Source organism: Jeotgalicoccus sp. ATCC 8456 (assembly GCF_016313225.1).
In the GTDB taxonomy this organism is placed as follows: domain Bacteria; phylum Bacillota; class Bacilli; order Staphylococcales; family Salinicoccaceae; genus Jeotgalicoccus; species Jeotgalicoccus marinus.
In genome coordinates, this window is sequence record NZ_CP066224.1 from 925,074 (window position 1) to 951,979 (window position 26,906).

Sequence of the window (26,906 nt, forward strand, 5' to 3'; positions counted from 1 at the left end):
GAAACAATGTTAAACGCACTGACAAGAGCACACCAAATTGAGCACATGTCTAAAACAGAATATGATTTACTCATCATCGGTGGTGGTATCACTGGTGCTGGTATTGCTTTGGATGCAACAATGCGCGGTTTAAAAGTTGCCTTAGTCGAAATGCAAGACTTCTCTGAAGGTACATCGAGCCGAAGCACGAAACTTATTCATGGTGGTTTAAGATATTTAAAACAACTTCAGATTGGTGTTGTTAAAGAGACTGGTAGAGAAAGAGCAATCGTCTATGAAAATGGCCCACATGTTACCACTCCGGAATGGATGCTACTGCCTTTTAGAAAAGGTGGTACTTTTGGTGAATTTACAACTAACATAGGGCTAAAGGTTTATGATTCTTTAGCTAAAGTAGAAAAAAATGAGCGTCGTCATATGCTTTCTAAAAAGGAAGTTTTAGAACGTGTCCCAAATATTAATAAGAAGGCCCTCCAAGGTGGTGGTTATTATGTTGAATATAAAACTGATGACTCAAGACTTACTATAGAAGTGATGAAAAAAGCAGCTCAGTATGGTGCAGATTTAGTGAATTACCTTAAAGCAGATGGCTTCATCTATAAAAAAGAAACAATTAAAGGATTAAAAACGACCGATCAATTAAGCGGTATCACACATAATATACTTGCCAAAGCTGTCGTTAATGCTGCTGGTCCATGGGTTGATGAAGTGAGAGCATATGATAAGGATGAACCTGTTTCAAAAAAACATCTCGTGCACACCAAGGGGGTACACCTCGTTTTTAAACAAGAGGATTTCCCGCTCACACAAGCAGTCTACTTTGATACAGAAAATGATGGCAGAATGATCTTTGCCATCCCAAGATCCGGTAAAACCTATGTAGGTACAACGGATACTTTTTATACGGATGATAAGAAGAATCCTGTTGCTGATGCTAAAGATAAGGCTTATCTAATTGAAGCCATCAACTTTATGTTCCCTTCACTCAACCTAACACATGATCACATCGAATCATCTTGGGCAGGTATTCGCCCTCTTATACAATCATCATCAAGTAAGAATGCATCAGATATTTCAAGAAAAGATGAGATTTGGCACAATAATAGTGGCTTGATAACCATTGCTGGTGGCAAATTAACAGGCTATCGTCATATGGCTGAAGAAATTGTTGATGAAGTATCACTTTATTTGAAGAAAAATTATAAGATGCACATTGCTAAAGTGTCTACTAAAAATGAACCGATATCAGGTGGAGACGTTGGTGGCTCAATCGGTTATCATAACTTTGCAGACAATATTAGTCGAAAAGCACAAAGCTATGGACTCACTTTAGAAGAAGGTCATATGCTTGCACTTAAGTACGGTTCTAATGCAGAAACGGTATATCAATACGCAGGTATTACTAACGACTCAGAAGAAAAGTACGGCTTACCAAAAGCCCTCTACGCAGAAGTAATATACAGTATTCTGCATGAAATGGTTGTTAAACCGACAGATTTTCTCATTCGTCGTAGTGGTAAGTTGTACTTTGCAATTGAAGAAGTCATGCAATATCGTCAAGGCATTGAAAAGCTTCTATCTGATACCTTTAGTTGGACTGACAGTCAGTATGAACAGTATGTCAGTGAACTTGACCGAGCGATTGCTGACACAAAACATTAATAAGTAAAAAACTGGACCATTGATTATAAAATCTATGGTCCAGTTTTTTATAAAATTATTCTTCTTCGATATTAAATACTAATTCATCATCTTTTATGTCAGCTTTTATTCTTAACCCCTCTGACATATCCGCTTCAATCAACTTACGTGCAAGCGGTGTTTCAATATTTCTTTGGATAAACCGTTTCATTGGACGTGCACCAAATTGTGGTTCATAAGAGCTTTTTGCTACCCAAGTTTTTACTGCATCAGATACTTCAATTTCCATGTGTTGATTTCTTAAGCGTGTATTTAAATCACTAATCATACGGTCAACAATGGCACCCATGTCTTTCTCAGTTAATGGACTGAACATGACAATATCATCCATACGGTTGATGATTTCAGGTTTAAAGTATTTATGCACTTCTGACATGACAATCTCTCTTGTTTGATCTGTTAACTCCCCACCTTGTACAACTGTATCTAGTAGATGTTGGGAGCCGATATTTGAAGTCATAATAATGATAGTATTTTTAAAGTTAATGATACGCCCCTTTGAATCTGTTAGACGACCTTCATCTAAAAGTTGAAGTAAGATATTAAAGACATCAGCATGCGCTTTTTCTACTTCATCTAAGAGGATAACTGAATAAGGCTGACGTCTAACCGCTTCAGTTAATTGTCCACCCTCTTCATGACCAACATAGCCTGGAGGTGCACCGATTAATCTTGAAACAGAATGTTTTTCCATGTACTCAGACATATCGATTCTGATCATATGTTTCTCAGAGTCAAACATTGTTGAGGCTAAGGCTTTAGCGAGTTCAGTTTTACCGACACCCGTAGGTCCTAAAAATAGGAAGCTCCCGATTGGACGATTCGGATCTTTAATACCCGCTCTTGCTCTAATTACTGCGTCAGCAACTAAATCGACAGCTTCATCTTGACCGACGACACGTTCATGAAGAATGTCCGATAATTTCAAGAGTTTTTCCTTTTCAGTTTCAACAAGTTTTGTAACCGGAATACCTGTCCATTGGCTCACGATAAAACCAATTTCCTCTTCGGTCACAACTTCTCTAATAATTCTATTGTCAGATGATTCTTCTTGTTGCATTTCTTGTTCATATTCTTCGAGTGCTTTTTCTAACTGTGGTAATTTACCATGTCTAAGTTCTGCCGCACGTTCAAGCTCATAATTGTTCTCTGCGTCTTCTAATTCCTGACGTACTTTGTCAACTTCAGCTCGTTTGTCATTCACTCTTTGAATTTGTTCTTTTTCTTTCTCAACTTTGTTTTGAAGTGTAGACTGGCTCTCTTTCATATCCGCTAATTCTTTTTGGAGTTCGGATAGACGCGCTTGTGAAACTTGGTCATCTTCTCCTTTTAAAGCTTGTTCCTCGATTTCAAGTTGCATTACCTTACGATTAATCTGATCAAGTTCAGTTGGGTTCGATCCCATCTCTGTTCGTATCGTCGCACTCGCTTGGTCCATGAGGTCAATTGCCTTATCTGGTAAGAAGCGATCTGTAATATAACGGTCTGATAGTTCTGCAGCTGCAACAAGGGCACGGTCTGTAATTCTTACACCGTGGTGCACTTCATAGCGCTCTTTTAGACCGCGCAGAATTGAAATAGTATCCTCTACATCAGGCTCTGGTACTTGAACCTTTTGGAAACGTCTTTCTAAGGCAGAGTCTTTTTCGATATACTCACGATATTCGTTTGTTGTTGTTGCCCCAATACAGTGTAGCTCACCTCGTGCAAGCATAGGCTTAAGCATATTGCCTGCATCCATTGCACCATCAGTTTTACCAGCCCCAACAAGCATGTGGATTTCATCAATAAATAGAATAATTCTTCCTTCAGATTCTTTAATTTCTTTAAGCACAGCTTTTAATCGTTCTTCAAACTCACCACGGAATTTCGCACCCGCAACTAGTGAAGTAAGATCGAGTTCAAAAACTGTCTTATCTAAGAGACTATCTGGAACATCCTTACGTACAATTCTTTGAGCAAGTCCTTCGACAATTGCCGTTTTACCCACACCAGGTTCACCAATTAGTACTGGATTATTTTTTCTCTTACGACTTAAAATTCGAATCGTATCTCTGATTTCTTCATCACGACCAATGACCGGATCTACCTTACCATTTCTGACTTCTTCAACAAGGTCACGCCCATATTTTTCTAATACTTCATATTGATTTTCAGGATTTTGACTCGTCACGTGGTTACCCCCTCTTATTTTCTTCACTATTTCTTTAACAACTTCATCCTTATTACCTACAGCATTGCTTAAAATATCATCAATTTTTAGCGCTGCTAGAAATATGTGTTCCTGGGAGATATAATCATCTTCCATATCAACAATCAGTTTTTCCGCTTCATTATATAACTGCGAAAAACCTTGCGACATATAGACACCATATTCTATATTATCGCCACTTACCTTATTGTATTTTGCTAATTTTTCATCATAACTTTTAATTATATTGTCAATGTTGATGTTTGCTCTTTCTAGAATGTCAGCACTCATGCTATCTTCAATCAATAGCATTGCTTTTAGTATTGACTCTAGCTCAATTGCCTGAAGTTTAAGATCAACTGTCAGACCTTGAGCACGTTCAACGATTTGTTGAACTTTAACTGTCATCTTATTTATATCCATTTAAACCACCTCTAATCAATAAATTAAAGTGTTTGACCAAATTTGACCATAACTTAATTATACACTTTAAGAAGATTAAATCAAGTAATTGATAGCAATTTAAGACAATTTGTCTTATATTAAATGATGTACATTTTAAGGAGGATCACCTCATGGAAATCATTACTATTATCAAATATGCTTTTCTTGGTTTATTACAGGGCATTACAGAACCAATTCCCGTATCATCTAGTGGTCATTTAGTCATTGCCAGGGAGCTATTCAATATCGAAGCACAAGGTCTTTCTTTTGAAATATTTTTAAATACGGCTTCCCTTATTGCAATCTTGTTCATCTATCGAGATGATATCATTAGTATCATCAATAATTTGTTTAGATATTTATTTAAAGGCGCGAGAGACGATGATGCAATTACTGATTTTAAATATACGATTTGCCTAATTATCGCGACGATTCCAGTTGGTGTTGCAGGGCTACTGCTTAAAGATGTAATCGGCGATAATATTTCTGTTGGCTTCGTAGGACTTATGCTACTTGTAACAGGTATTGCACTTTGGTTTATTAAAAATAAAAGAGGCGATAAGAGGGATGGAGACCTGACAATTAAAGATTCTATAATAGTTGGTCTATCTCAATGTATAGCATTAACACCTGGAATTAGCCGCAGTGGTGCAACAATTGTCGGTTCCATTGCAGTTGGTCTTAGCCAGAAAAACGCATTAAGATTTGCATTTCTTCTTTATATTCCAGTATCTCTTGGAACAGCTTTAATATCCGTTGGAGATATCGTTAACGACCCTAACATGGATACACTATGGTTAGCATATTTAATTGCCTTTATTATTACCCTTATCGCAACATATTTTGCAGTTAAATGGTTACAAAATGTGATGGAAAAAGGTAATTTGATTATCTTCGTTTACTACTGTTTTGCTTTAGGCGCTTTTTCAATCCTATATCAGTTTATTTGGGCATAATAATTCAATGGATCCAATCGGTTAACAACCAAATTCACCACAATACAAAAAAGCTATGAGAAGAATTATCTTCTCATAGCTTATTATTTATATTAGCTTACACCAAGTGCAATTTTAGCGTAACGACTCATCTTGTCTTTGTCCCATGGTGGATTCCATACGATAGCAACTTGAACATCATTTACCTCAGGTAGTTCTGAAAGTACGTGCTCAACTTGACCAATAATTTGTGGTCCCATTGGGCAACCCATTGAAGTTAAAGTCATTTCAACACCTGCTGTACCTTCGTCATCTAGGTTTACACCATAAACTAAGCCTAAGTTTACAATATCTATACCGAGTTCCGGGTCAATGACATTCTCTAGCGCACCGTACATGCTTTCTTCCATTGCTTTATCCAACATAATCACTCCTCACCTAGTATATGTAATACTTACTATACCAAAAATTATACATTCGATAAATATAAATGCTATTATTGAGAAGAAACATTATTCTTACATACTGACAAAAGGGAGATTTATATGGATAAGCATTTAATTTGTTTAGACTTAGACGGCACACTTTTAACTGATGAGAAGAATATCAGTCCTTACACAAAGAAAGTGCTGACAACGTTGAAACAACAGGGCCATGAGCTAATGATTTCAACTGGCCGTCCGTATCGTGCCAGTGTACCCTACTATAAAGAATTAAAAATGACGACACCTGTTGTAAACTTTAACGGTGCTTTCGTCCACCATCCTACAGATTTTGACTTCCAAATCATGCATGAAACATTGGATAAGGAAGTTACAAAAGAAATTGCTAAAAAAGTTCCTGAATTAAATATTAAAAATATTGTCGCTGAAATTAAAGATAATATTTATATCCACTATCACGATAGCGTCCTATTCGACGCCTTCACCATGGGCAACCCTAAAATAAGTGTTGGCGAACTTCAAGATACAGTTACAGAGGACGTTACTTCTATTCTTGTTCAGGCAGAAGAGAGTGAAATGCCTCATATTCGTAAGACTCTAGATGAGTTATTTGCTGAAGTAATCGAACAACGTCGCTGGGGTGCGCCTTATCCTGTCTTAGAAATAATCAAAAAAGGTATTAATAAGGCGGTTGGTGTGGATTACGCCAGAGAGTATTTGGGAATTCCACAAAGTAGAACAATCGCTTTTGGAGATGAAGACAACGACACTGAAATGCTACAGTATGTTGAACATGGTGTCGCAATGAAGAATGGTATCGACGATATCAAAAATGTGTCTAAATATATTACAGAATATAACAATAACAATGACGGTATTAGACATTTCCTTAATGAATTTTTCGATCTCCGTCTTAAACCATAGGGAGGGTTATCTATGAAATTATTTATTGATAGTTGCTCAGATTTAAGCTTAGAACGTGCCAAGGAGTTAGACATTGAAGTGCTCCCTTTGAAGATTCAACTCGACGACAAAAGCTACCTAGACCAACTCGAGATAACTAGTGATGAAGTCATCACAGCAATCAAGGAAGGTAAAAGACCATTAACAAGTCAACCAAATCCCGAAAGTTATTTTGAGTTGTTTGAGGCATATGTAAAAGAAGGTACACCAATCATATACCTTGGCTTTTCAAGTGAACTTTCCGGGGCATTCCAAAGTTCAGTCATTGCACGTGATAACATCCTAGAACAATATCCTGAAGCTGATATCACATTGATTGATTCATCTGCTGCAAGCTATGGGCTCGGAATGCTAGTCGAACGTGCAGCATCTTATATTAAAAACGGTGACGACAAAGATAAAATCATTAAAAATATTGAAACAGATGTCGCTATGATCAGACACTTGTTTACAGTTGATGACTTAAATTACTTAGCCAAGGGTGGACGTTTATCGAAAGGGTCAGCATTTTTAGGTGGCTTATTAAATATTAAACCCCTTCTACACGTAGAAAACGGTCAATTAGTACCTGTTGAAAAACACCGTGGACTTAAAAAGGTATTTAGACGTATGACAGAACTCGTAAAAAATGAACGTGCAACCGGACTCGCTCACATTACTCATGCTGATGCCAAAGAAAATGCAGAGTTATTAAAAGCACAAATTCTAGAAAATACAGATATAACAGAAGTTAAGATTTCTAGTATCGGACCGACAATTAGTTCTCATACTGGGGCTGGCACCGTCGCCTTATTCTACTTTCAAGACGGGCGCTAAGTTATGGTAAAAATTGCTGTTGTCGGTGGGGTCGCAGGTGGTGCCACTGTAGCCTCTCAAATCCGACGACTTGATCCAAATGCTGATATTACAATTTATGAGCGTAATAACGAAATAAGTTACGGGGCATGTGGAATGCCCTATCACATTAGCGGTGAGGTAAAATCTAGGGAAAGCCTCATTAACATGACACCGGAGAAATTTCTAGATAAAGATATCAAAGTGTTAATTAATCATGAAGTCACAAAAGTTGATTCTGATAACAACACTTTAACCGTACTTGATAAAGATAATAATGACTATAAGACGGTCATTTATGACTACTTAATCTTATCACCGGGTGGCAGTCCGAAAGTCCTACCCGCCTTAAAAGATATACCTCAAAGTTTCCCACTTCATAAGATACAAGACCTAGATGCTATCATGGCTTACATTGACAAATATAATATTAAAGAAGCCATCCTTGTCGGTTCAGGTTATATCGGACTCGAAGTAACGGAAAACTTAAGTGAACGTGGCATTAAGGTAACGATTGTACAACATGATGAACGAATTTATAAAAAGATTGAAGCTGACATGAATCATGTCATACACCAAGCTATGGAAGATCACCACATTGATCTCAGATTTAACGCTGAAATTAAAAGTGTCGAAGGTGAAACCTTGACACTTAACAATGGTGAAGAAATCCATGCGCCATTGATTATTAGCGGTATAGGTACACAGCCCAATACAGCATTCCTCAAAGGTTCAGGCATAAATCTAACTGATAAAGGTCTGATCCCAATCGATTCAAGTGGCCGAACGAACCTAGACAATGTCTATGCACTTGGAGATGTGATTGAAACAGTTTACCAGCATGTGCCAGATGTGAAAGTTCAGTCACTGCTAGCTTGGCCAGCGCATCGCCTGGCACACATAATTGCCAATCAAATCGCAGGTGATGAGAATATAAGGCACGAAGGTTTACTAGGAACAAATATTGTGAAATTTTTTGACTATGCGATTGCATCAACGGGCCTTAGTGAAAAAGAAGTCATGAAATTGCCTCACCTAGTTGTCGACCAAAAACAAAAAAATAAGTCAGGCTACATGTCTTCAGCTGAACCTATTAATATCAGAGTCTACTTCCATAAAGATACACATCAGATTTTAAGAGCAGCCATTGTCGGTACAGAAGGTGTCGATAAACGTATTGATGTACTTGCAACACATATACGTTTAGGTGGAAGTGTCTTTGACTTAATTAATATAGAAATAGCATACGCTCCCCCGTTCTCTAATCCAAAAGACGTCATTAATATGGTCGGTTATAAGGCGATTGCTAAAGCAAATGAAGCTCAATAAAAATATCCATCCTAAGTGGATGGATATTTTTTACTATATTTTTCTTTGACTTTGTTTATACATACTCATGATATTCATAAGGGTCTTGGCCTTCAACACGGCCATCCTCACCTTTATCAAGCGCATCGATTTTTTCTATATCTTCTTGGCTTAAGTCAAAATCAGTCGCTTCAATATTTTCTTTCTGATGCACTGGATCAGCTGATTTTGGTATGGCCATGACACCCGCTTTATAGTTCCAATTGATAATAATTTGAGCAGGTGTCTTATCATATTTAGCTGCAATTTCTTTGATTGTTTCATTTTCAAGCACATCGTTTAGATATCCTCTACCAAATGGACTCCATGCTTCTGTTAGAATGCCTCGTTTTTTATTCTCTTCTACCATGCGTTTATTATTGAAATAAGGATGACGTTCCACCTGATTTGTAGCTGGAGTCACACCCGTTGCATTGATAATATCATCTAGGTGATCCGGTTCAAAGTTAGATACACCAATGGTTCTAATTAAGCCTTGTTTTTGGGCATCTACAAGTGCCTTCCATGCTTCAACGTATTTGCCATCATCTGGATTTGGCCAATGAATTAAATACTTATCAAAGTACTCCAATCCAGCACGTCTCAACGATTCTTGAAGAAAGATAAACGCCTTATCGTAGTCGTGGTGTGAACCCGGTAATTTTGAGCTCACTAATATTTCTTCACGGTGTAATTTAGAACGTCTAACCGCTTCACCAACAATGCCTTCGTTGTTATAGTTTGTTGAAGTATCGAGAAGACGGAAACCACTATTTAGTGCATTAAGAATTTCAAAAGTTCCCTTATCTCCTACTAAATCAATTGTACCTAGACCAACATACGGCCAAGCCGTCTTGTCATTGAGTACAAATCCTTTTTCATTTATAGTCAAAATCTCATCTCCTTATAATTTCTTGCTAAAAGATGACTAAATAACTTATCTGATATCCACTATATAATATTTCCGTTTCGATACAATTTTAAACATTTCTATACGAAAAGACCTCGGTTAGTCACCGAGGTCAATGTCTAACTACTATTCGTTTTAAAATTTACTATTTTTTCGTTTCTTAGAGCGTGAAGCTGCTACCCAAACAAAGATTGCAAATAAGCCGAAGATTAAAATACTTGCATAAAGATATCCATTGTTAAAACCTGCCTCTTCGATGATTGAATACAGTTCAGTTTCTTCTCTATCTAATACTGTAATAAATTCACCTTCATGCGGGCGAATCATATCACCTATTAACATCCCGCTATAGACTTTACCATCTTCACTCGCCGTTTGCTCAAAAGTGTTACTCTGAGTTTCAGAAGTATTGTTCATATTAAAGACGAAATCTACATCGTTTGTTTTGTATCTTACAATATATTGCCCTGCTTCATTTAGTAAGGTCTCTGTTTCACCTGCAGCCATTACTTGATGTCTGTCATATATCATACTAATGTTCTCTAAATATTCTACAACTTCTTTATCTGTCCATAGGTCCATCTGCGGGTGAATTTCCGGGTAAGAATCACCATTAAATGCAACTTCTGTTCCATAAGTCATGGCACTTGCACCTTGATAAGCATACAGATAGTTTGCTAACTGTTGAACTCTCGTTCCTGGGAACATATTGTGACTTGCAGCATGATATGTAAAACGTTCTGAGAACCAGTGATCTGCAAGTACTAATTCATTGTCAGTTGGAAACTCTGGTATTTCAATATCAACACCACCAAGTGCATTCGCAATGCTTGATCTGAATTCATTATGAGACACGTGATCGAAACCTTCAGCTGTCATGCCATCTATCGTTAAAATGCCATAAGAAGGTATATTATCTGGAAGAAAATCATTTCCATTTAATCCATCTTGGTTTAAGAACATACTAATACCATCTACATCATAAGTATCAACGAAGTTTTGCACCATATCTTTATATTGACTCTGGTTATCAGCATCACTTAGATCAATGATTTCACGGTCGATGTCTTCGTAATATGCTGTTTCAATGTCATTGAATTCTAGATTTTCCAGTGCTGTATAGTCCTCAGTTGCTGTCGTTGGCATGTCTACAACGATTTTCATATCCTGATTATGTACTGAATCTATAAAATCCTGAAATGCTTCCGCCCCACCATAAGCTTCTGAAATCTTATCATAGGAAGTGACGTCATAACCCAAATAGTCATCTTCAGCACGTTCTGTAACAGGAGATAACATGATTGTATTAAAGCCCATATCTTTTATGTATTCTAAATGTTCTTCTATACCAACGAAATCACCACCAAATGGTTGGTCATTATCAGGATCTTCATGAACACCGATATCATTTGATTTATCATTGTTTAAGAACCTGTCGACTGGAATCATATAGATTTTTTCTTCAGCTTGCTCTTCAGCAGACGATGGATTTACCATCGTAAAGAACAAAGCGAAGGCAGTAAACAAGAGTGCAATCATTCTTTTCATATAATATCCTACCTTTTTATCTTATAGTGCTAAGTATACTAAAGTTCACTTCAAATTTTCTTTCTTTCACGAATTGTTCATAAAAATATTTAAAAAAGCTGGAAACCAACCGGTTCCCAGCTTAGTTTTAGAAGCTTAAAATACCTAGTGGTAATGTCGCTCCCATAATAACTGTTGCAATAATGAGAATTAAAGCAACAACCATTGGCCATACTGTCGCACTTTTCTTCAATCTAACAATTGCCATTTCCATAAATCCAATAGATAGAAGTCCTAGGAGTACTTTAATACCGTACTGCATATGACCGTCCATATTAGAGATACCTTCCATGTTGCTAATGTAAACGACTAGACCTGAAATCAGTACGATAACATAAAACAATCTAGCTACCATGTGCAAAATTTTTGCCGGCTTATTGTCTGGTGAATTGTTTGCCTTATACATGAAGAAGACAACAAGGAACAAAACAGCAGATATAACAATGGCCGTTAAGTGTAAATGTAGCATAATTCGCCCACCTCTTATTTAAAATTTACCCATGGCATATTATAACATGAATGATTATTCAATGTGTGTCGTTAATGTTCCAATTCCATCGATAGAAACACGTACTGTATCACCAGATTTAACAAAGCCTTTAGGGTCCATTCCTGCCCCTACACCGGCTGGTGTACCTGTAGCAATAACATCACCAGGTTCTAAAGTAACGTATTTAGATAGTTCACTAATTAGGTCGTCAATTTTTCTAACCATAAGTGCTGTACTACCATCCTGACGAATCTCATCGTTAACTTTCGTTACGATTTGAGCATCCATTGCATTAGGAATTTCATCTTTAGTAACAATGTATGGACCCATCGGTGTTGCTAGACTTTTAGATAAGAAAGCCTACTTGTGAGATTTTTGAAGGTCTCTTGCAGAGATGTCATTAACAATTGTATAACCATAAACGTAGTCATAAGCCATAGAGCGATCAATATTACGTCCTGATTTACCAATCACAACACCAAGTTCACCTTCATAGTCTAACTCTGAAGTAATATCGCTAAATGATGAGATTGTCGCTTCATCACCGACTAGGCTAGAGTTCGCTTTAGTAAATACATATAATTCTACTTCATTATTTAGCTCTTGTGCATGTTCTTTAAAATTACGACCGAAACTAATTGTATTATTTGGTGGCTTAACTGGTGCTAATATATTAATTTCATCAAATGGTGCTTTATATTGATCAGCATTCTCTGATACTTCAGCACTTTCAACTAATTTTCTCACTAATTCTTGGAAATCCAATGTATGGTATTCAGTAATTCCTTCCAATAATGTACGTGGATAATCTTTAACATCACTAAAATCCTCAAATAGTAGCGGAAGAATCCATGCACTATCTTCACGTTTTACTTTAACACCGTAATAATTCTTTTCTTTGTACTCAAAAGTTAAAAATTTCATTGGACAAGCTCCTTTGTTTGGTTTAATTCAGTATAACAAAAAATATTTATTTATTCTTGTGAATCGATATTTTTATCTGAAAATTGCTTCTATTAATTTAAGCTTTCTAATACTTAAAAAGTTTAAGAGCAACAGTAGCAGGCAGTACAAGCCGAGGACAATGAATAACAGTACCTGCACTGATATTTGTCCGTATAGTGCTAAGCCAAATCCAAAGAAGATAAACATCATCAACACATTGAAAAGAATATAGGCACTTAAGGACTGTCGCCCTAAATTGACAAATCCTTTGAAAATAGCCTTTGGTACATGTGAACCGGCATACATTAGTAATAAGAAGTAGCCAAGGGCGAGTACTGGCCCTCCAAACCCTTCACCGAGCGTCTCACCAGTAATATTACCCAGGAGTAAAATCTGAATGAGCTTTGTCAAAATGCCTCCAGTTAACAATACAATTACCATTGCGCCACTGAGGTATGGGCTGTCTTTCATAAAAGTTTCTAGGCTAAGTTGATGTAGTCCAACACCAATTAAAAGCCACGGTAAAATCATGAACAACATTAATATAATAGTGCCTGTTATATCACCTGTTAAATAATCTATGTTTTGATTAATAATAGCCAAGTAGTCACTACTTCTATAGATGCTGATGTACTCATTAACTTGTTGTATACCAGAATAGACGTGTTGAATATTTGAATTGAGTCCTCTAATGATTTCCAAGACGACATTGAGAAGTAAGTGTACAGCGAAAAGTGCAATACCTGCTGCAAATGTTATCACCCATGGCCGTCCGACAAAAATCAATGCAACAAAAGTCATTAATACTAGAAATAGCATATTATCAAATGGAAAAATTAATACAGATGATAGACCAATAATGCCTAAAATGATCGCTAAGTATTTAGCAATTTGCCTTTTTTCTACAGTTTGATATTTACTTAAGATATATCCAACAATAAGCGCGATTAAAGGTATCACTGACCCGCCTGTAAATATGTTAATGATATTGTAGATATTTAAATCTGCTCCGAAAAAGTACTCAAATGGATTGATATCATTTAAAGGCAACATAAAGTACAAGCCGCTATAAAGAAATAGTGAGAAAATCGCTATGCCCGCTGTAAAGTAAATTGTGTTATTTGTATGTTTCAAGTGAAATCGCTCCATAATCAAAAAAGTATAGGACCGCATCTACAGGTTTATTCAAAACAACTTCTGCAGATTTTTTATAGATGTCCATTTGTGTCTTGTACCTATCTCTTAAGTCTTCTGGGCTTAACTGTGTACCATTCACCCTGTCTGTCTTATAGTCAATAATGATGTAATGATCTTCGAATACTAAGAGACAATCAATGATACCTTGAACCAATTGATAATCGTGTTCACCATATATAATGGCTTCTTGATTCATAATAAACGGTAACTCAGTATATATCCCGATTTGCTGATTTAACAAGTTAACCATATAGTCATCGTTAAAAAATCTCACTGCATTTTCTTTAAGCTTACTAATGTGTAAATCACTTAACTGCTCGTAATTCACAACATAATTATCTATTAAAATATCTATAAAGCCCGCTTTTTCCTGTTCATTCATTACACTTAAACTCTGCCATTGATTCATAATTCTCATCATCATCTCATGCATAATTGTACCGAAGATTGGTGCTTCTACAGAAGACGCTAAGAAGTTCGGCACTTTTAAAGAAGATTCATTCCTATGACTAACATCCGTCGCCATATCCGGAATCGTCTCATTTCTTCTCTTTATAGAAGTCACAGATTCCTTTGCTGCAATTTCAGTGTCTTGTTGATTTGGATAAGTGTAAAACAAGCGATCAGCGACTTCAGGGTTAATATCAGGAACGAGCACCTTTATATCATCTAAATCCGCGGACTGATGTGGGTGTTGGCTCGCTTCAGATTGCTCGCTTACTTCCTTGATTTCAATTGCATCATGTTGACTTTCAAGTAAAATCGGGGCAATGAAGTCCTGAGTAGACTTAAGATTTGAGCGAACTTCAACTGAAGGTTTTTTAAGCTGGTCAAAATTATATAGGAAATTGATGTCATCCTTATACACTAGCGGAAGGTAGAGTTTCTCCTCAGCACGTGTTAAAGCTACATATATTAAGCGAAGCTCTTCACTAAGTTGCTCTAATTTTAAATACTCATTCGCGACAAAAGCATGAATGCTATCACTTGTTAAGTTCAGTTCAGGTTTAAATTGATTAAAGACCACACCGAGCTTTGCATGCACTAGAACTTTAGAAACTGTGTCCATTGTGTATTGCTGTTTTAAATCAGCATATATAACATGTTTAAACTCTAATCCTTTAGAACTATGGACTGTCATGACTCTAACAGAATCATCTACACTTTCACTTAGCGATTCTTCACCAAAATCCTTATTTTCCTTGATTAAATAATCAATGTAAGAAATAAATTGATAGAGGTTTGAATTGTTCATTGCTTCAAATTCCAAAGCTTTTTCGATTAAACCATTTAGATTCGCCTGTCTTGTTTTCCCTCCAGGAAGACCACTGAAAAACTCAACAATATTTAACTCAAAATATATTTCGTCTATGAGTTCCGAAACACTTAGAAACTTAGAATGTGCTTTTAATTCGTCATAAGTACTTAAGAAATCTTCAATTCTTCGAACGATTGCTTCATCTTCATTAAATTCTAAAAGGGCTTCGTATAAATACTTTTCATCAGAATTTGCGCGTATTCTTGCCAGAGCTTCTTCATTAAAACCAAACATTGGTAATCTTAAAACACCCATTAGATGATCGTCTTGTAAGGGATTATCTAAGAGTGACAAGATACTTCTCATTGTCATGATTTCAAACGTTTCAAAATAACCTTTATTCACATCAACACTAATTGGTATTTCTGCCTTTTGAAATTCGTAGCGGATTTTATCTGGTGAAAAACGGTTGCGATTTAATATGACGATATCACCATAAGGCACCCCGTCATTGTATAGTCGGTTGACCAAACCCACTAATTCTTTAATCTCTATTTCATCCGCTTCATCTGCTGTGGTTTCCTTCGGCGTGATGATGGGTAGGACTTCAACCTTAGATTCATCCCCGACTTCATCAGTTCCCTTGATCAGTTTCTCTTCATCGGTATAATCAATTTCTCCGATTGTCTCATCCATAATATTTTCAAATATGAGATTAGTCACATCGAGTACTTCTTGATGGGACCTGAAATTTCGATTTAATTGGATGAGTTGACCAGCCTCGCCTTTTTTAAAACGATGGCTTTTATCTATGAATAAATCAGGAGCAGCTTGCCTAAAACGATAAATAGATTGTTTAACATCCCCAACCATAAAGAGGTTCCCATTCGCTTCATCTCCAGATTTTAAGAGTTGAATAATTGCTTCTTGCACGCGGTTGATGTCCTGGTACTCATCAATCATTACTTCTTTAAACTTATCTCTATACTCCTGTTGCACTTCACCATCATTTGCAAGGAGGATATCTAAAGCAAAATGTTCATAATCATTAAAGTCCATTTCACTTGCCTGTTGTTTTCTTCTTTTATAGTTATCAATAACGGACTCTGTTATTTTAAGAAGCTGATTATTCATGCCATTTAAAGGTGATAATTCTTCCCTTACATCACTTAAGCTGTAGGCTTTTAGGTTATATAGTTCTTGGTAGGCATCATTAACCGGTTTATTATGTTTTTCTATAAAATCATTATTTTGTGCATTAGCCGCTTTGATAAATGCATTCCTACCATTGGATAGCTTTACTTCTGCTAAGCAAAATTGTCCGTTGTCATGAAATAAAGCTAGCGCATTGACAACATTCTTTTGCATGATGTCTAAATTATCATAAGCATCTTTAATCGCTTTTTCCTTTAATTCTTCAGGTCGCTCAATATGGTCATACTCGACTTTCAACAGACTTAAATCTTCATCCAATTTCTTTAATTTTCTATAATTAATTGCTTTATACGCATCGAGTATTTCATTTAGACGGTCATCGTTTATATATTGATCCTTTAGACTGTCGAGAAATACTTTAGGGTCTTCAGTCGCTATCGCGGTATTATATAGCCGTATAATCAATTTGTGAAGCTCAGTATTATCTTTTAGACTCGACACAAATTGATCCAGATGTAAAAAGTCCTGATCCTTATCTGTATAAAATTGCTCAAGTACTTCACTGATTACACTGTCTAGCTTTATTTCTGCTTCTACTTGACCAAGTGTACGCATATCAGGTGGTAATCCAATAGCATTATAGTGCGTTTGAATCAGATGCAAACAAAAACTGTGTAAGGTTGATATATGCGCGTCATTTAATTTAATGATTTCTTCATTAATTCTTTTATCCTTCGTCTCATTATAGATTGCTCTCAAGGCGCGCTCGATTTTGTCTTTCATGTCTTTTGCACTCTTATTGGTAAAAGTGGATACAAAAACCTCATCAATAGAGTAATTTCCACTGATAATATTTCTTTTAATACGTTCTACAAGCACTGCAGTTTTACCACTACCTGCTGCAGCGGATACTAATATATCTGAGCCTGTGGCCTCAATGGCAGCAAGTTGTGCGTCAGTAAAATTAACCATTGTTTACCTCGCTTTCAAACGCTTCAATATCTTCATCTGTAATTTTATTTTTCCTGTAATCATGTTCATTGATTAATTTATCGATGTGACAAGCCGCTTTAAAATCACAAAAAGCACAAGGTAACCTATTGTTATGTTCAAGAGGATTCGCAAGTGTTCGCCCACTATATATTTCATCAGTTGCCGTTTTAAATTGCTCCATTACAAAGTCAGAGTAATGTGCAAACATCTCTGATGACATTGTTCTTTTCGCTGAATTTTTGTCTAAACTACCATCTTTCTTTAATTTTAATGGTAGATACTCACTGAGTTTTTCTTCTTCTATCATATGATCCATACCAGTATTACTGCTAAGATCATTACCATCGATAACAAATAAACCATCTGGTCTAAGTTTATTCTGTTTTAGTTTCAATGCCTCTTCTTCATCGTCCACTCTCACCTTAGGTTCATTCACATGGTAGAACATCATTGCATTAGGTACGATGTCTCCACCGAGTTTAGTTTTTGCACGATTCATAAGGACATACATATAAGTAATAATTTGTAGCTCGACACCATTTAACACATCTTCTTTTTTCAACTTCCGATCACTAGACTTATAGTCAATGATATTGACATAGACATTTGAAGCATTATTGTAGGTATCAACTCGGTCGATTTTACCTCTCAAGTATATTTTTTTACCGTTTTCGCTTTCTAAGACTAATTCCCCGAGATCATCTGATTTTTTTCCAAATGTTGCTTCGATTAAGCTGATTTGATAATCGCCTAGATACTCTAAATCCTTCATAAACATCAAGGTGGTCGTAATGGCAGAGATAGCTTTTTCTTTTAACGATAAGAAATATTCTGAGCGTTCAAAAATACCGTAGGAAATGGTTCGTAAAACATTATCAACCGAATTGACTACTGCTTTCTTAATCACTTCATCGTCATGTTTTAAAGTCATATCTAAACGCTTTGTAATTTGCTCTAATGCATTGTGGTAAAGGTTCCCTATTTCTAGTGGTCTAACAGTATAATTTTGTCTCACATTCAGCTTCATTCCGTAATTAGAGAAATGCTGGAAATGACACGAGAAATAGGACTGGAATCTAGATACACTTGCTCTCATCTCATCACCATATAATTTAATGGCCGTTTCTTCTCTAATATCTTCAGCTCTATTTAAATAAGTTAAGTTTCGGTTAAGACGGTTTAATACCGTATGATTTGTTTTATTTTTCAGCAAATGATAGACACCTATGAAGTTATTGTACTGTGGTAATCGAACTAATCTTGTAAATTCTTCTAAATCATAAGTCATCAAGGTTCTCAATTTATGGTGTTCGAGCGCCTCCATGCTTCTTACACTCGAAATTAAGCCTAGTGTATTATGAAGTTCATAGTGGGCAGTCTTTCTATAGCTATAATTTAATACCAGACTTTCATCCATTGGTAAAAATGCTTCGACAAATGGACTTAATTTAGTCACTTCTTTATTTTGTAAAGTCGTCGACCAACTAATAAAGAGATGGTTTGTCGGTTGACTTATTCCCATGTAAAAGACAAATTTCTCATCACGGCTAAGCGTACGTGCACTCGGAGAAAGTATAATACCTCTGTCTTCCAGCACTTCTTTTTCATCATCTGTAACGATGGCTGTATTTCTAGACTCTTGTGGCATAACGTTGTAATTCATACCCACTATAAAAACATATTTTTTATTTTCAACTTTAGCAAGATCTAGAAGCCCGATAATCACCTGATCTACAGCAGCTGGTCGTGTATTGAAAATCGCTCGTTTTAATCCTTCTGTAAAAGTATCGTAAAAAAGGCTAAATTCAATTTTTTCATCTTTAAAAACGGTGTAACTATCATCCAATAATCGAATAAATAAATTATAGGCTTGCTCTGTTTCATTAGCGAGTCGAATATTGGTATCCGTTAATTCTTTTATTTCATTTGCAACTTTCTCTTCAATGCCTTCATCTACAATATACTGGTAAATCGTTTCTACAAAATCCTGTGCAGTCTCACCTTGATCAAGTTGATTGAACAACCGTTGTAACTGGTGAAGTTTACTATTCTTATATTGAATCATCTCACTCAAAGCTTCTGTATTATCTATAGTCTCTATGTCACCTTCAATACCCAGTTTATATTCAATCGTAAAACGCTTATCGTCAAAGAGCTCACCGCCAGTAAGTCCACGTTCTATAATGATATTTTCAAGGTGCATGACAAGCATTTCATCATGTTTCGTTCTATTTAAATAGCCCGTCTTTAAGACATTGATAAAGGCAGACCTTTGAAATCTACTCTGATAGCAATCTAATAAGGCAATGACCAATTCTGTAAAAGGATTGCAATGCATAAAATGATCCATATCCATGTGATAGGCAATATTAAACTGTTTAAAAATAGACTTGAAAATATTTTCATAAGATTGATCACGGTACAGAATACCGATATCAGCATATCTCGCTTCATTGTTTCTAACTAGGGTTTCTATATTTCTTGCGACTTCTCTTATTTCCTCTTCTGGTGAAGGTGACTCAGTAATCGTAATACCATCATAATTTGTCATCGGTTGACCCGTTGTTATAAATAATTCTAATTGACTTAATCCAGAATTTTTTGCACGCAAAAACTCCTGATTAAAATGTCTGAAGTTCAAGTAATTTTCCCCAAACAATTCCTGCAATCGACTGATTACCGCTTCAGTTTTTCTAAACAAATCGATATCTACTAAACCTTGATATCCATCAGACTTTCTGTGAGTTAATAATAGATTGATTTCCCCAACCTCTTGTTCAAGCGCATAAATAAGGGCAAACTCACTTTCTGTAAAGTTATGAAAACCGTCAATATAAATTACAGCATCCTTAAGTGTTCTTAAACTATTCGCTTCTTTTATACTCTCAATAAAATGCGGAATCATATTTAAGTCTTCAACTTTATATGATTCAATTTCCTCTTGCCAACGCTGATAAATAATTGCTAAGTCCTCATACTTTTCTGTCGTTCTGCCTTTTGAAAATTTTAAGTCTAAGAGATGTTTTGGTTCTATGTTATAGGCCTTAAATTCAGTAATTTGATCTAACACTTTCTCAGAAAATTTTATGTAGCCTTGTGAAGTATGATAGTACTTTAGCTTATCCTTTATATCATTCATCAGCTTATGAATCAGCATAATGTGTCCTGCTTCAGACAAGACGTTTTTTGTAGGTTGGCCAAGCTCATTATATACGTGCCACATCAATCTTGAAAAACTGTAGACACCTGTACGCATACTTCCGCCAGCCATACCATCTTCTTGTCTGGCAATCAATTGTTCATATGTCAGTGTATTTTGAGTTGGGGTAATAATATAAATTGAAGATCCTAGTGGATCATCTTTTGTTTTCTTATAAATCTCTTCAAACATAGTATTCGTTTTACCTGTACCACTTGTACCTGTCCATATTGTTATCGTCATAGAACCATACCTCACTTTAAATAAAGGAGATATTAGTTAAACTAATATCTCCTTTTCTTAGATTCGACTTAAAAATCAATTGCTATTTCATTAAATGGCCAAAATCTTAATTGAACTTCGCCGATGATATCTTCTTCAGTAATCAGTCCAAAATCTCTAGAATCACGGCTAATCGGTCGATTATCACCGAGCACTAAATACTGCCCTTCTGGTATCGTTTCTTCTTCTACTCCAAGTGACTCAAGCGTAAAATTATCCATATATGTCTCGCCTTGATGGACAACATAGTCTTCCTCAATAGGTTCACCATTGACGTAGACTACTCTATCTCTCATTTCTACATTATCACCGGGTACACCAATAATACGTTTAACGTAGGCTGCATCATTATGAGAATCGAAGACTACAATGTCGTCTCTTTCTACATCAGCAATATCATATATAAACTTATTTACAATTACCCTGTCTCCTTCTTCAAAAGTAGGATCCATACTTAAGCCATCTACTGAGTAAGTAGTGAATAAGAACATTCGTATTACAACAACCACGACAAGGGCGATAGCTATAGCAATTAACCATTCACGTATTTCTTTTAACACTGATGCCACCTCTTATTTTTCCTTCTTCTCTTTATTAATTTTTTTCTCTAGATACTTTTGATACCATTTTGATAGTACATAGAGCACTACTAAAAAGGCTAATGAAATTATAAGTTTCACTGGCGAATCAAAGAACGAGGTTACATCGTAACCGACCAATGTCATCGATAAAATCATTATAAATTTTGCTGCTAATAATATATATAAGTATACATCTCTTCTAATGTTAGATAAAGCAGTGATTACGTTGATAATAGACGAAGGTGTGAACGGTAAACACAGCAATATAAATAAGAAGCTAAAGCCTCTATCATCCACAAACTTAAGCATCTTATTCAAACGATCATGCTTTTCAATATAGTTTTGAGCAGGTTCCCGAAAGATGTGTCTAACGATTAAAAAGACCAGATAGGAACCAGCAACGGATGCAGTATAGCTGACTAAAAAACCGACTACAACACCATATGAATTTATAGTTAAAATGACGATAACAACTAACGGTAAAAATGGTAAAAATGCCTCAAGCATGACAAGAAGAAAACCAAAAAGAATACCAAGCTGTTCAAATTGATCAAATAGTCTTTCAATACCTTGCTCTGTCGTTAAAAGTTCTATAATATCGTTCACGTTCAAATCTCCATTTTAAAGACTAAGAGACTATATATAATATATAGTCTCTTAGTCTTGGTATTAAATTATTTTGCTTTATTATAGCATTTATATCCAAATTATTTCTCTAATTTACACTTGAAATATACTTTTCAGGAATTAAATTCTTAATCTCTTCTGTCTTTCCATTATGCAGAAGTTCTACAATTTTTGAACCGACAATGACACCATCACAGTACCCGCCTAAGGCCTTTGCATTCTCTTTATTAGATATGCCAAATCCAGAACAAACAGGAATTGTGGCATATTTCTTAATTCTTTCAAGATAATCATATACTTCCTGACTATAGCCCACTCTTTTTCCAGTTATACCATTGACAGCTACTGCGTATATAAAACCTTCTGCCTCTGAAACTATCTTTTTCAATCGCTCATCCGACGTAGTCAAGGTTACTAACCTGATGATGGCTAAGTCGGAGTCAACAAGTGCAGATTTAAGTTCAGCTTCTTCATCTAACGGTAAGTCAGGAACAATCAATCCACTTACACCTGCTGCAACTGCAACTTCTTTAAAAGCTTCAAGGCCATATTTAAAGATTGGGTTGTAATAAGTCATCAGTACATATGGTATATGGATTTCATCCTTGATTTCACTTAATTTGTTTAAAATATCGTTTAAACTAATATTTTTTTCTAATGCACGCAGTCCTGCATCTTGAATGACCGGGCCATCTGCCGCTGGGTCAGAAAAAGGCACACCAATCTCAATTAGATCCACACCAGAATCTTCGAGGATTTGAATTTGATTTAATAGTTGATCTAAGCTACCATCTCCAGCCATTAAATAAGCAATAAAAGCTTTATTCCCATCCATATCAAGCTGTTTAAAAGTATCTCTTATTTGATACTTAGTCATTTTTATTCATCCCTTCTAAGGCGTCTTTAACGAGTTGTACATCCTTATCCCCTCGACCTGATAAGTTAACAACAATAATTTCATCTTTTGCTAAAGTTGGGGCAACTCTAATTACATATGCTAAAGCATGGGAACTTTCTAGAGCAGGAATAATACCTTCAGTTCTAGATAATTCTTGAAAGGCAGCTAGGGCTTCTTTATCGTTTGCATATTCGTATTTAGCTCGACCTATCTCATGCAGATAGCTGTGTTCAGGACCGATTCCTGGGTAGTCTAGGCCTGCAGAAATGGAATGTGTGCCTAGGAGTTGGCCGTTGTCATCTTGTAACATATGCATTTTTGCACCGTGTGCAATGCCGACTGAGCCCTTGTTAATTGCAGCCGCAGTTTCATCTGTATCAATCCCTTTACCCGCAGCTTCTACACCGATAATTTCAACTACCTCATCTTCGATAAAGTTCGTAAACATGCCAATTGCGTTACTGCCTCCACCTATACAGGCAATGACTTTGTTTGGCAAGCGACCTTCTTTTTCTAAGATTTGTTCTCTTGTTTCTTTAGAAATAATACTTTGGAAGTCACGGACAATTTCTGGGAATGGGTGTGGACCTAAGGCTGATCCAATGACGTAATGCGTATCTTCCATATGTTGTACCCAGTAACGCATAGCTTCATTGACAGCATCCTTTAAGGTCTTCGTCCCTTGTTCTACCTTGATGACTTCTGCACCAAGAAGCTCCATTCTAAATACATTCAATTCTTGTCTCGCTGCGTCTTTGGCACCCATAAACACCTTACATTCTAAGCCTAATAGTGCTGCAATTGTTGCAGTGGCAACGCCGTGTTGACCCGCACCAGTTTCTGCAATGACTTTTGTTTTCCCCATGTATTTAGTCAAAAGACCTTGTCCGATTGCATTGTTAATCTTATGTGCACCAGTATGATTTAAGTCTTCCCTTTTTAAATATATTTTTGCGCCACCTAGTTTTTCAGTTAAGCGCTCAGCATAGTATAGTGGGTTTTCTCGTCCTACATATTCCTTCATTAAATAGTCAAATTCCTTTTGGAAGTCTGGATCTTGTTTGGCCTTTTCATAAGCAGCTTCCAATTCTTCTAGTGTTGCAACAAGTGACTCTGCGACGTAGGCGCCACCGAACTGACCAAACTTACCCTTGATTTCTTTTATAGCTTCATTCATTTTCTACACCTCTTATATTATTTATAAATTCTTTTACTTTTCTTAAATCTTTCTCACCATTTGTTTCGACACCACTTGAAACATCTACCAATGTGGGTCTTGCTGCTTTAATTGCCGCTTTGATATTGCCTGGATTTAAGCCACCTGCGAGTGCAAACCTGTCTTTGTCTATTTCAGCTTGAGGTAAGCTTGACCAATCAAAGGCAACCCCACTTCCACCGTAGTGAGTCTTACGTGGACTATCGATTAAAATATAATCAGCTGGATAAGAAAATTTTTCTTTATAAGTGATTACGGAATCAGATGGAAAAGCTTTGATTGCTCTCTCTTTGTATTTTTGTACCAAATCAACTGATTCATCACCATGAAATTGTATATAATCCAATCCACTTGCTAAAGCTAGCTCAAGCTCTTCTTCAGTCGGATTCACAAATACACCCACTGTTTTAGTTGAATAACTTTTTAAAGCTGATGTGATCGATTTGGCTGTTTCAATATTAATTTGTCGTTTACTCGGGGCAAATACCATACCTATAAAATCTGCTCCAGCCTCAGTTATCGCTAGAGCCTCTTCTGTATTTTTAATGCCACATATTTTAACTTTCACGTAGTTTGCCTCCTTTTAGTTCTTCGACTTTGTCCACAATATTATCTGCTTTCATTAGAGATTCCCCGACTAAAATACCTCTTGCACCGGCCACTAACATTGCACTTGAATCTTTTCCGTTTTGTATACCACTCTCAGCAATAAAATGAATATCCTTACGTCCACTTTTAGCAATCAAATTTTTAGAATTGTTGATATCTACTTTAAAAGTCTTTAAATCCCTGTTGTTTATACCAATAATTTCTGGAGAAATTTTAAGAGCACGTTTAAGCTCTGTTTCATCATGTACTTCAACAATGACACTGAGATCTAAGGATTTTGCATAATCATAGAGTCCCTGTAATCTTGCATCATCGAGAATTGTGACAATGAGGAGAATTATATCAGCACCATTGTTATAAGCAGTTGCAATTTGACGCTTATCGATGACAAAGTCCTTATTAAGAATTGGCTTTTGAATCACTTTTGAAATTTCATACATATCATTGTATGTGCCTTTAAAGTATTCTCTTTCCGTTAAGACACTGATAGCATCAGCCCCACCTTCAACATAACTTTGTGCTTGTTCTATGGGATTCATTGTTGAATTGATTTCACCTTTTGAGGGTGAAGCACGTTTAACTTCTGCTATTAGAGCGATGTCATCTTGAGTTTTAAGTACGTTCACAAAGTCGACTGGTTTTTCTCTTTTAATTACTTCTACATGTTCTGGGAAATTTTTTAATGCCTTCTTTTTCACTTCGACTAATGTATCTAGGATTGTCATTACGCTAACACCTCATGATTTTTTCTAACTGCTTCGAGCGTTTGATATGCTTTACCACTTTTTATAATTTCATTTGCTAACTCAATGCCTTCGTCGATCGACTCAACTTTTTCTGCTACATAGAGTGCAATGCCTGCATTTAAGGTAATGGTTTCTGTCTGAGCTTTTGTACCTTTATTGTTTAGGATATTGATTAGAATCTCTTTATTCTCCTCACCATCGCCACCTTTGATATCATCTTTAGAACATAGTGTTAGTCCATATTCTGTTGGGTCGAGCTCCATTTCTTTAAACTCGCCATCTTTTAAGAAAACGAGATGATTCTTCCCAAGTAAGGTTGCTTCATCCATATTCCCTGCACCGTTAATCACAACTGCATTTTTTCTACCGAGTCGATTGAGTACTTTAGCAATTGTCATCAATTTACTCTGGTCAAATACACCTAAAAATTGATAGCTAAGATTAATGGGGCTAATACATGGACCAATGAAATTAAATACTGTTGGTGTCTTAATCATTGATCTTACTTTCATAATCTGTTTCATTTTGGGATGTACATGTGGTGCACTTAGGAATGAGATTCCAACATTATTTAATTCACTCGCCACTCTTTCGCTGTCGAAATTCAAATCAACGCCAAGTTGTCTAAGTACATCCGAGCTACCTGTTTTACTTGTTATGCTCTTGTTGCCATGTTTGGCAATAGTGACTCCGGCGCTCGCCAATACAAAGGCTGATGTGGTTGAAATATTAAAGCTCTCCGAGCGATCTCCACCAGTACCACAATTGTCCATTGCCTGTCCGTTAAAGTCCGGAATATCTTTTGCATGACTTATCAATACCTCTGCAATTGCTGTGATTTCATCTTCCGTTTCACCTTTCTCACTTAAGGCTACAATGAATTGTCTTAGTGCTTCATCCGAAACTTTTCCATCGAGTATTTCTGTGAATAATTCGTACATTTCGTCGTATGTTAAATCTAATTTTGCAGATACTTTGTTTATTGCTGTAGTTATCATTGTCATTTTTACTTCCTCCTTAAATTAAAAAAGTCCCCCATGACAAAGTCATGGAGGACGATTAACACCGTGGTACCACCTCAATTGAAGCTACGCTTCACTCTAATGGATAACGGCATGACCCGAACAGTATTGTTTAGATTCCACTTCGTCAGTAAATCATGTTACCGGTTTCCACCATCCCGGTTCGCTGTTAACAACAAATTACTGCTACTATATCTAACTGCTAATATTTAATTAACACAAAAAAGCTCTCCGCACTTAATATATATAATATTAAGGACGGAAAGCCGCGGTGCCACCTATATTGACCGATAGAATCGATCCACTCGTTTAGTTATAAAATTTAATAAAGTT

At 36.2% G+C, this 26,906-nt stretch carries 20 protein-coding genes and 1 pseudogene; 5 read left to right on the top strand and 16 right to left on the bottom strand.

Going from position 1 to position 26,906, the window contains the following annotated elements; genetic code table 11:
- Positions 1–6 precede the first annotated feature (6 nt).
- The gene (locus JEM45_RS04675) at positions 7–1,662 is read left to right on the top strand and encodes a glycerol-3-phosphate dehydrogenase/oxidase (RefSeq protein ID WP_198687904.1); all 1,656 of its coding nucleotides are present in this window, start codon (positions 7–9) and stop codon (positions 1,660–1,662) included.
- A gap of 55 nt (positions 1,663–1,717) precedes the next feature.
- On the opposite strand, the gene clpB is transcribed toward JEM45_RS04675, so the two are convergent.
- Positions 1,718–4,315 carry an ATP-dependent chaperone ClpB gene (gene clpB / locus JEM45_RS04680; protein WP_198687905.1) on the bottom strand — a complete coding sequence of 866 codons (2,598 nt, stop codon included), beginning with the start codon at positions 4,313–4,315 and terminating at the stop codon, positions 1,718–1,720.
- A 152-nt stretch (positions 4,316–4,467) separates the two neighbouring features.
- On the opposite strand from clpB, the gene JEM45_RS04685 reads away from it, so the two are divergent.
- The gene (locus JEM45_RS04685) at positions 4,468–5,292 is read left to right on the top strand and encodes an undecaprenyl-diphosphate phosphatase (RefSeq protein ID WP_026867399.1); all 825 of its coding nucleotides are present in this window, start codon (positions 4,468–4,470) and stop codon (positions 5,290–5,292) included.
- 92 nt (positions 5,293–5,384) lie between these two features.
- Here the strand turns inward: JEM45_RS04685 and JEM45_RS04690 are convergent, their stop codons facing one another.
- The gene (locus JEM45_RS04690) at positions 5,385–5,681 is read right to left on the bottom strand and encodes a metal-sulfur cluster assembly factor (protein ID WP_370545418.1); all 297 of its coding nucleotides are present in this window, start codon (positions 5,679–5,681) and stop codon (positions 5,385–5,387) included.
- A 135-nt stretch (positions 5,682–5,816) separates the two neighbouring features.
- On the opposite strand from JEM45_RS04690, the gene JEM45_RS04695 reads away from it, so the two are divergent.
- The 3 genes from JEM45_RS04695 to JEM45_RS04705 are packed head-to-tail and all read left to right on the top strand — an operon-like array spanning position 5,817 to position 8,840.
- On the top strand, positions 5,817–6,638 hold the full coding sequence (locus JEM45_RS04695) for a Cof-type HAD-IIB family hydrolase (protein ID WP_198687906.1): 822 nt from the start codon (positions 5,817–5,819) through the stop codon (positions 6,636–6,638).
- 12 nt (positions 6,639–6,650) lie between these two features.
- Positions 6,651–7,493, top strand: coding sequence for a DegV family protein (locus JEM45_RS04700; protein ID WP_198687907.1), 843 nt, complete (start codon positions 6,651–6,653; stop codon positions 7,491–7,493).
- 3 nt (positions 7,494–7,496) lie between these two features.
- Positions 7,497–8,840, top strand: a complete 1,344-nt coding sequence (locus tag JEM45_RS04705) for a CoA-disulfide reductase (protein WP_198687908.1) — start codon at positions 7,497–7,499, stop codon at positions 8,838–8,840.
- Positions 8,841–8,895: 55 nt separating this feature from the next.
- On the opposite strand, the gene JEM45_RS04710 is transcribed toward JEM45_RS04705, so the two are convergent.
- The 14 genes and pseudogenes from JEM45_RS04710 to trpD all read right to left on the bottom strand — a co-directional run bounded on the left by JEM45_RS04710 (position 8,896) and on the right by trpD (position 26,555).
- Positions 8,896–9,750, bottom strand: a complete 855-nt coding sequence (locus JEM45_RS04710) for an aldo/keto reductase (RefSeq protein ID WP_198687909.1) — start codon at positions 9,748–9,750, stop codon at positions 8,896–8,898.
- Positions 9,751–9,903: 153 nt separating this feature from the next.
- Positions 9,904–11,316 carry an alpha-amylase family glycosyl hydrolase gene (locus tag JEM45_RS04715; RefSeq protein ID WP_198687910.1) on the bottom strand — a complete coding sequence of 471 codons (1,413 nt, stop codon included), beginning with the start codon at positions 11,314–11,316 and terminating at the stop codon, positions 9,904–9,906.
- A 127-nt stretch (positions 11,317–11,443) separates the two neighbouring features.
- Complete coding sequence (locus tag JEM45_RS04720; protein ID WP_026867392.1) at positions 11,444–11,824, bottom strand: DUF1516 family protein; 381 nt, start codon at positions 11,822–11,824, stop codon at positions 11,444–11,446.
- A gap of 54 nt (positions 11,825–11,878) precedes the next feature.
- A pseudogene (locus JEM45_RS04725) lies at positions 11,879–12,769 on the bottom strand (fumarylacetoacetate hydrolase family protein).
- Between the two features lie 72 nt (positions 12,770–12,841).
- On the bottom strand, positions 12,842–13,924 hold the full coding sequence (locus tag JEM45_RS04730) for a DUF418 domain-containing protein (RefSeq protein ID WP_026867390.1): 1,083 nt from the start codon (positions 13,922–13,924) through the stop codon (positions 12,842–12,844).
- Positions 13,908–17,372, bottom strand: coding sequence for a helicase-exonuclease AddAB subunit AddA (gene addA / locus JEM45_RS04735; protein WP_198687911.1), 3,465 nt, complete (start codon positions 17,370–17,372; stop codon positions 13,908–13,910). Before addA ends, JEM45_RS04730 begins: the two co-directional genes overlap by 17 nt.
- Positions 17,365–20,835, bottom strand: a complete 3,471-nt coding sequence (locus JEM45_RS04740; RefSeq protein ID WP_198687912.1) for a PD-(D/E)XK nuclease family protein — start codon at positions 20,833–20,835, stop codon at positions 17,365–17,367. The genes addA and JEM45_RS04740 overlap by 8 nt, the downstream gene beginning before the upstream one ends.
- 68 nt (positions 20,836–20,903) lie before the next feature.
- A complete protein-coding gene (gene lepB, locus JEM45_RS04745) occupies positions 20,904–21,434 on the bottom strand; it encodes a signal peptidase I (RefSeq protein WP_026867387.1) in 531 nt (176 codons plus the stop codon).
- A gap of 12 nt (positions 21,435–21,446) precedes the next feature.
- Complete coding sequence (locus JEM45_RS04750; protein ID WP_156889182.1) at positions 21,447–22,061, bottom strand: TVP38/TMEM64 family protein; 615 nt, start codon at positions 22,059–22,061, stop codon at positions 21,447–21,449.
- A gap of 109 nt (positions 22,062–22,170) precedes the next feature.
- The gene (gene trpA / locus JEM45_RS04755) at positions 22,171–22,959 is read right to left on the bottom strand and encodes a tryptophan synthase subunit alpha (protein WP_035857182.1); all 789 of its coding nucleotides are present in this window, start codon (positions 22,957–22,959) and stop codon (positions 22,171–22,173) included.
- Positions 22,952–24,157: a tryptophan synthase subunit beta gene (gene trpB, locus JEM45_RS04760; RefSeq protein ID WP_198687913.1), complete on the bottom strand. Its 1,206-nt coding sequence runs from the start codon at positions 24,155–24,157 to the stop codon at positions 22,952–22,954. The genes trpA and trpB overlap by 8 nt, the downstream gene beginning before the upstream one ends.
- Positions 24,150–24,764, bottom strand: coding sequence for a phosphoribosylanthranilate isomerase (locus tag JEM45_RS04765; protein WP_026867383.1), 615 nt, complete (start codon positions 24,762–24,764; stop codon positions 24,150–24,152). The genes trpB and JEM45_RS04765 overlap by 8 nt, the downstream gene beginning before the upstream one ends.
- Positions 24,754–25,530 carry an indole-3-glycerol phosphate synthase TrpC gene (trpC, locus tag JEM45_RS04770; protein WP_026867382.1) on the bottom strand — a complete coding sequence of 259 codons (777 nt, stop codon included), beginning with the start codon at positions 25,528–25,530 and terminating at the stop codon, positions 24,754–24,756. The genes JEM45_RS04765 and trpC overlap by 11 nt, the downstream gene beginning before the upstream one ends.
- A complete protein-coding gene (trpD, locus tag JEM45_RS04775) occupies positions 25,530–26,555 on the bottom strand; it encodes an anthranilate phosphoribosyltransferase (RefSeq protein ID WP_235678927.1) in 1,026 nt (341 codons plus the stop codon). The genes trpC and trpD overlap by 1 nt, the downstream gene beginning before the upstream one ends.
- Positions 26,556–26,906: the final 351 nt, after the last annotated feature.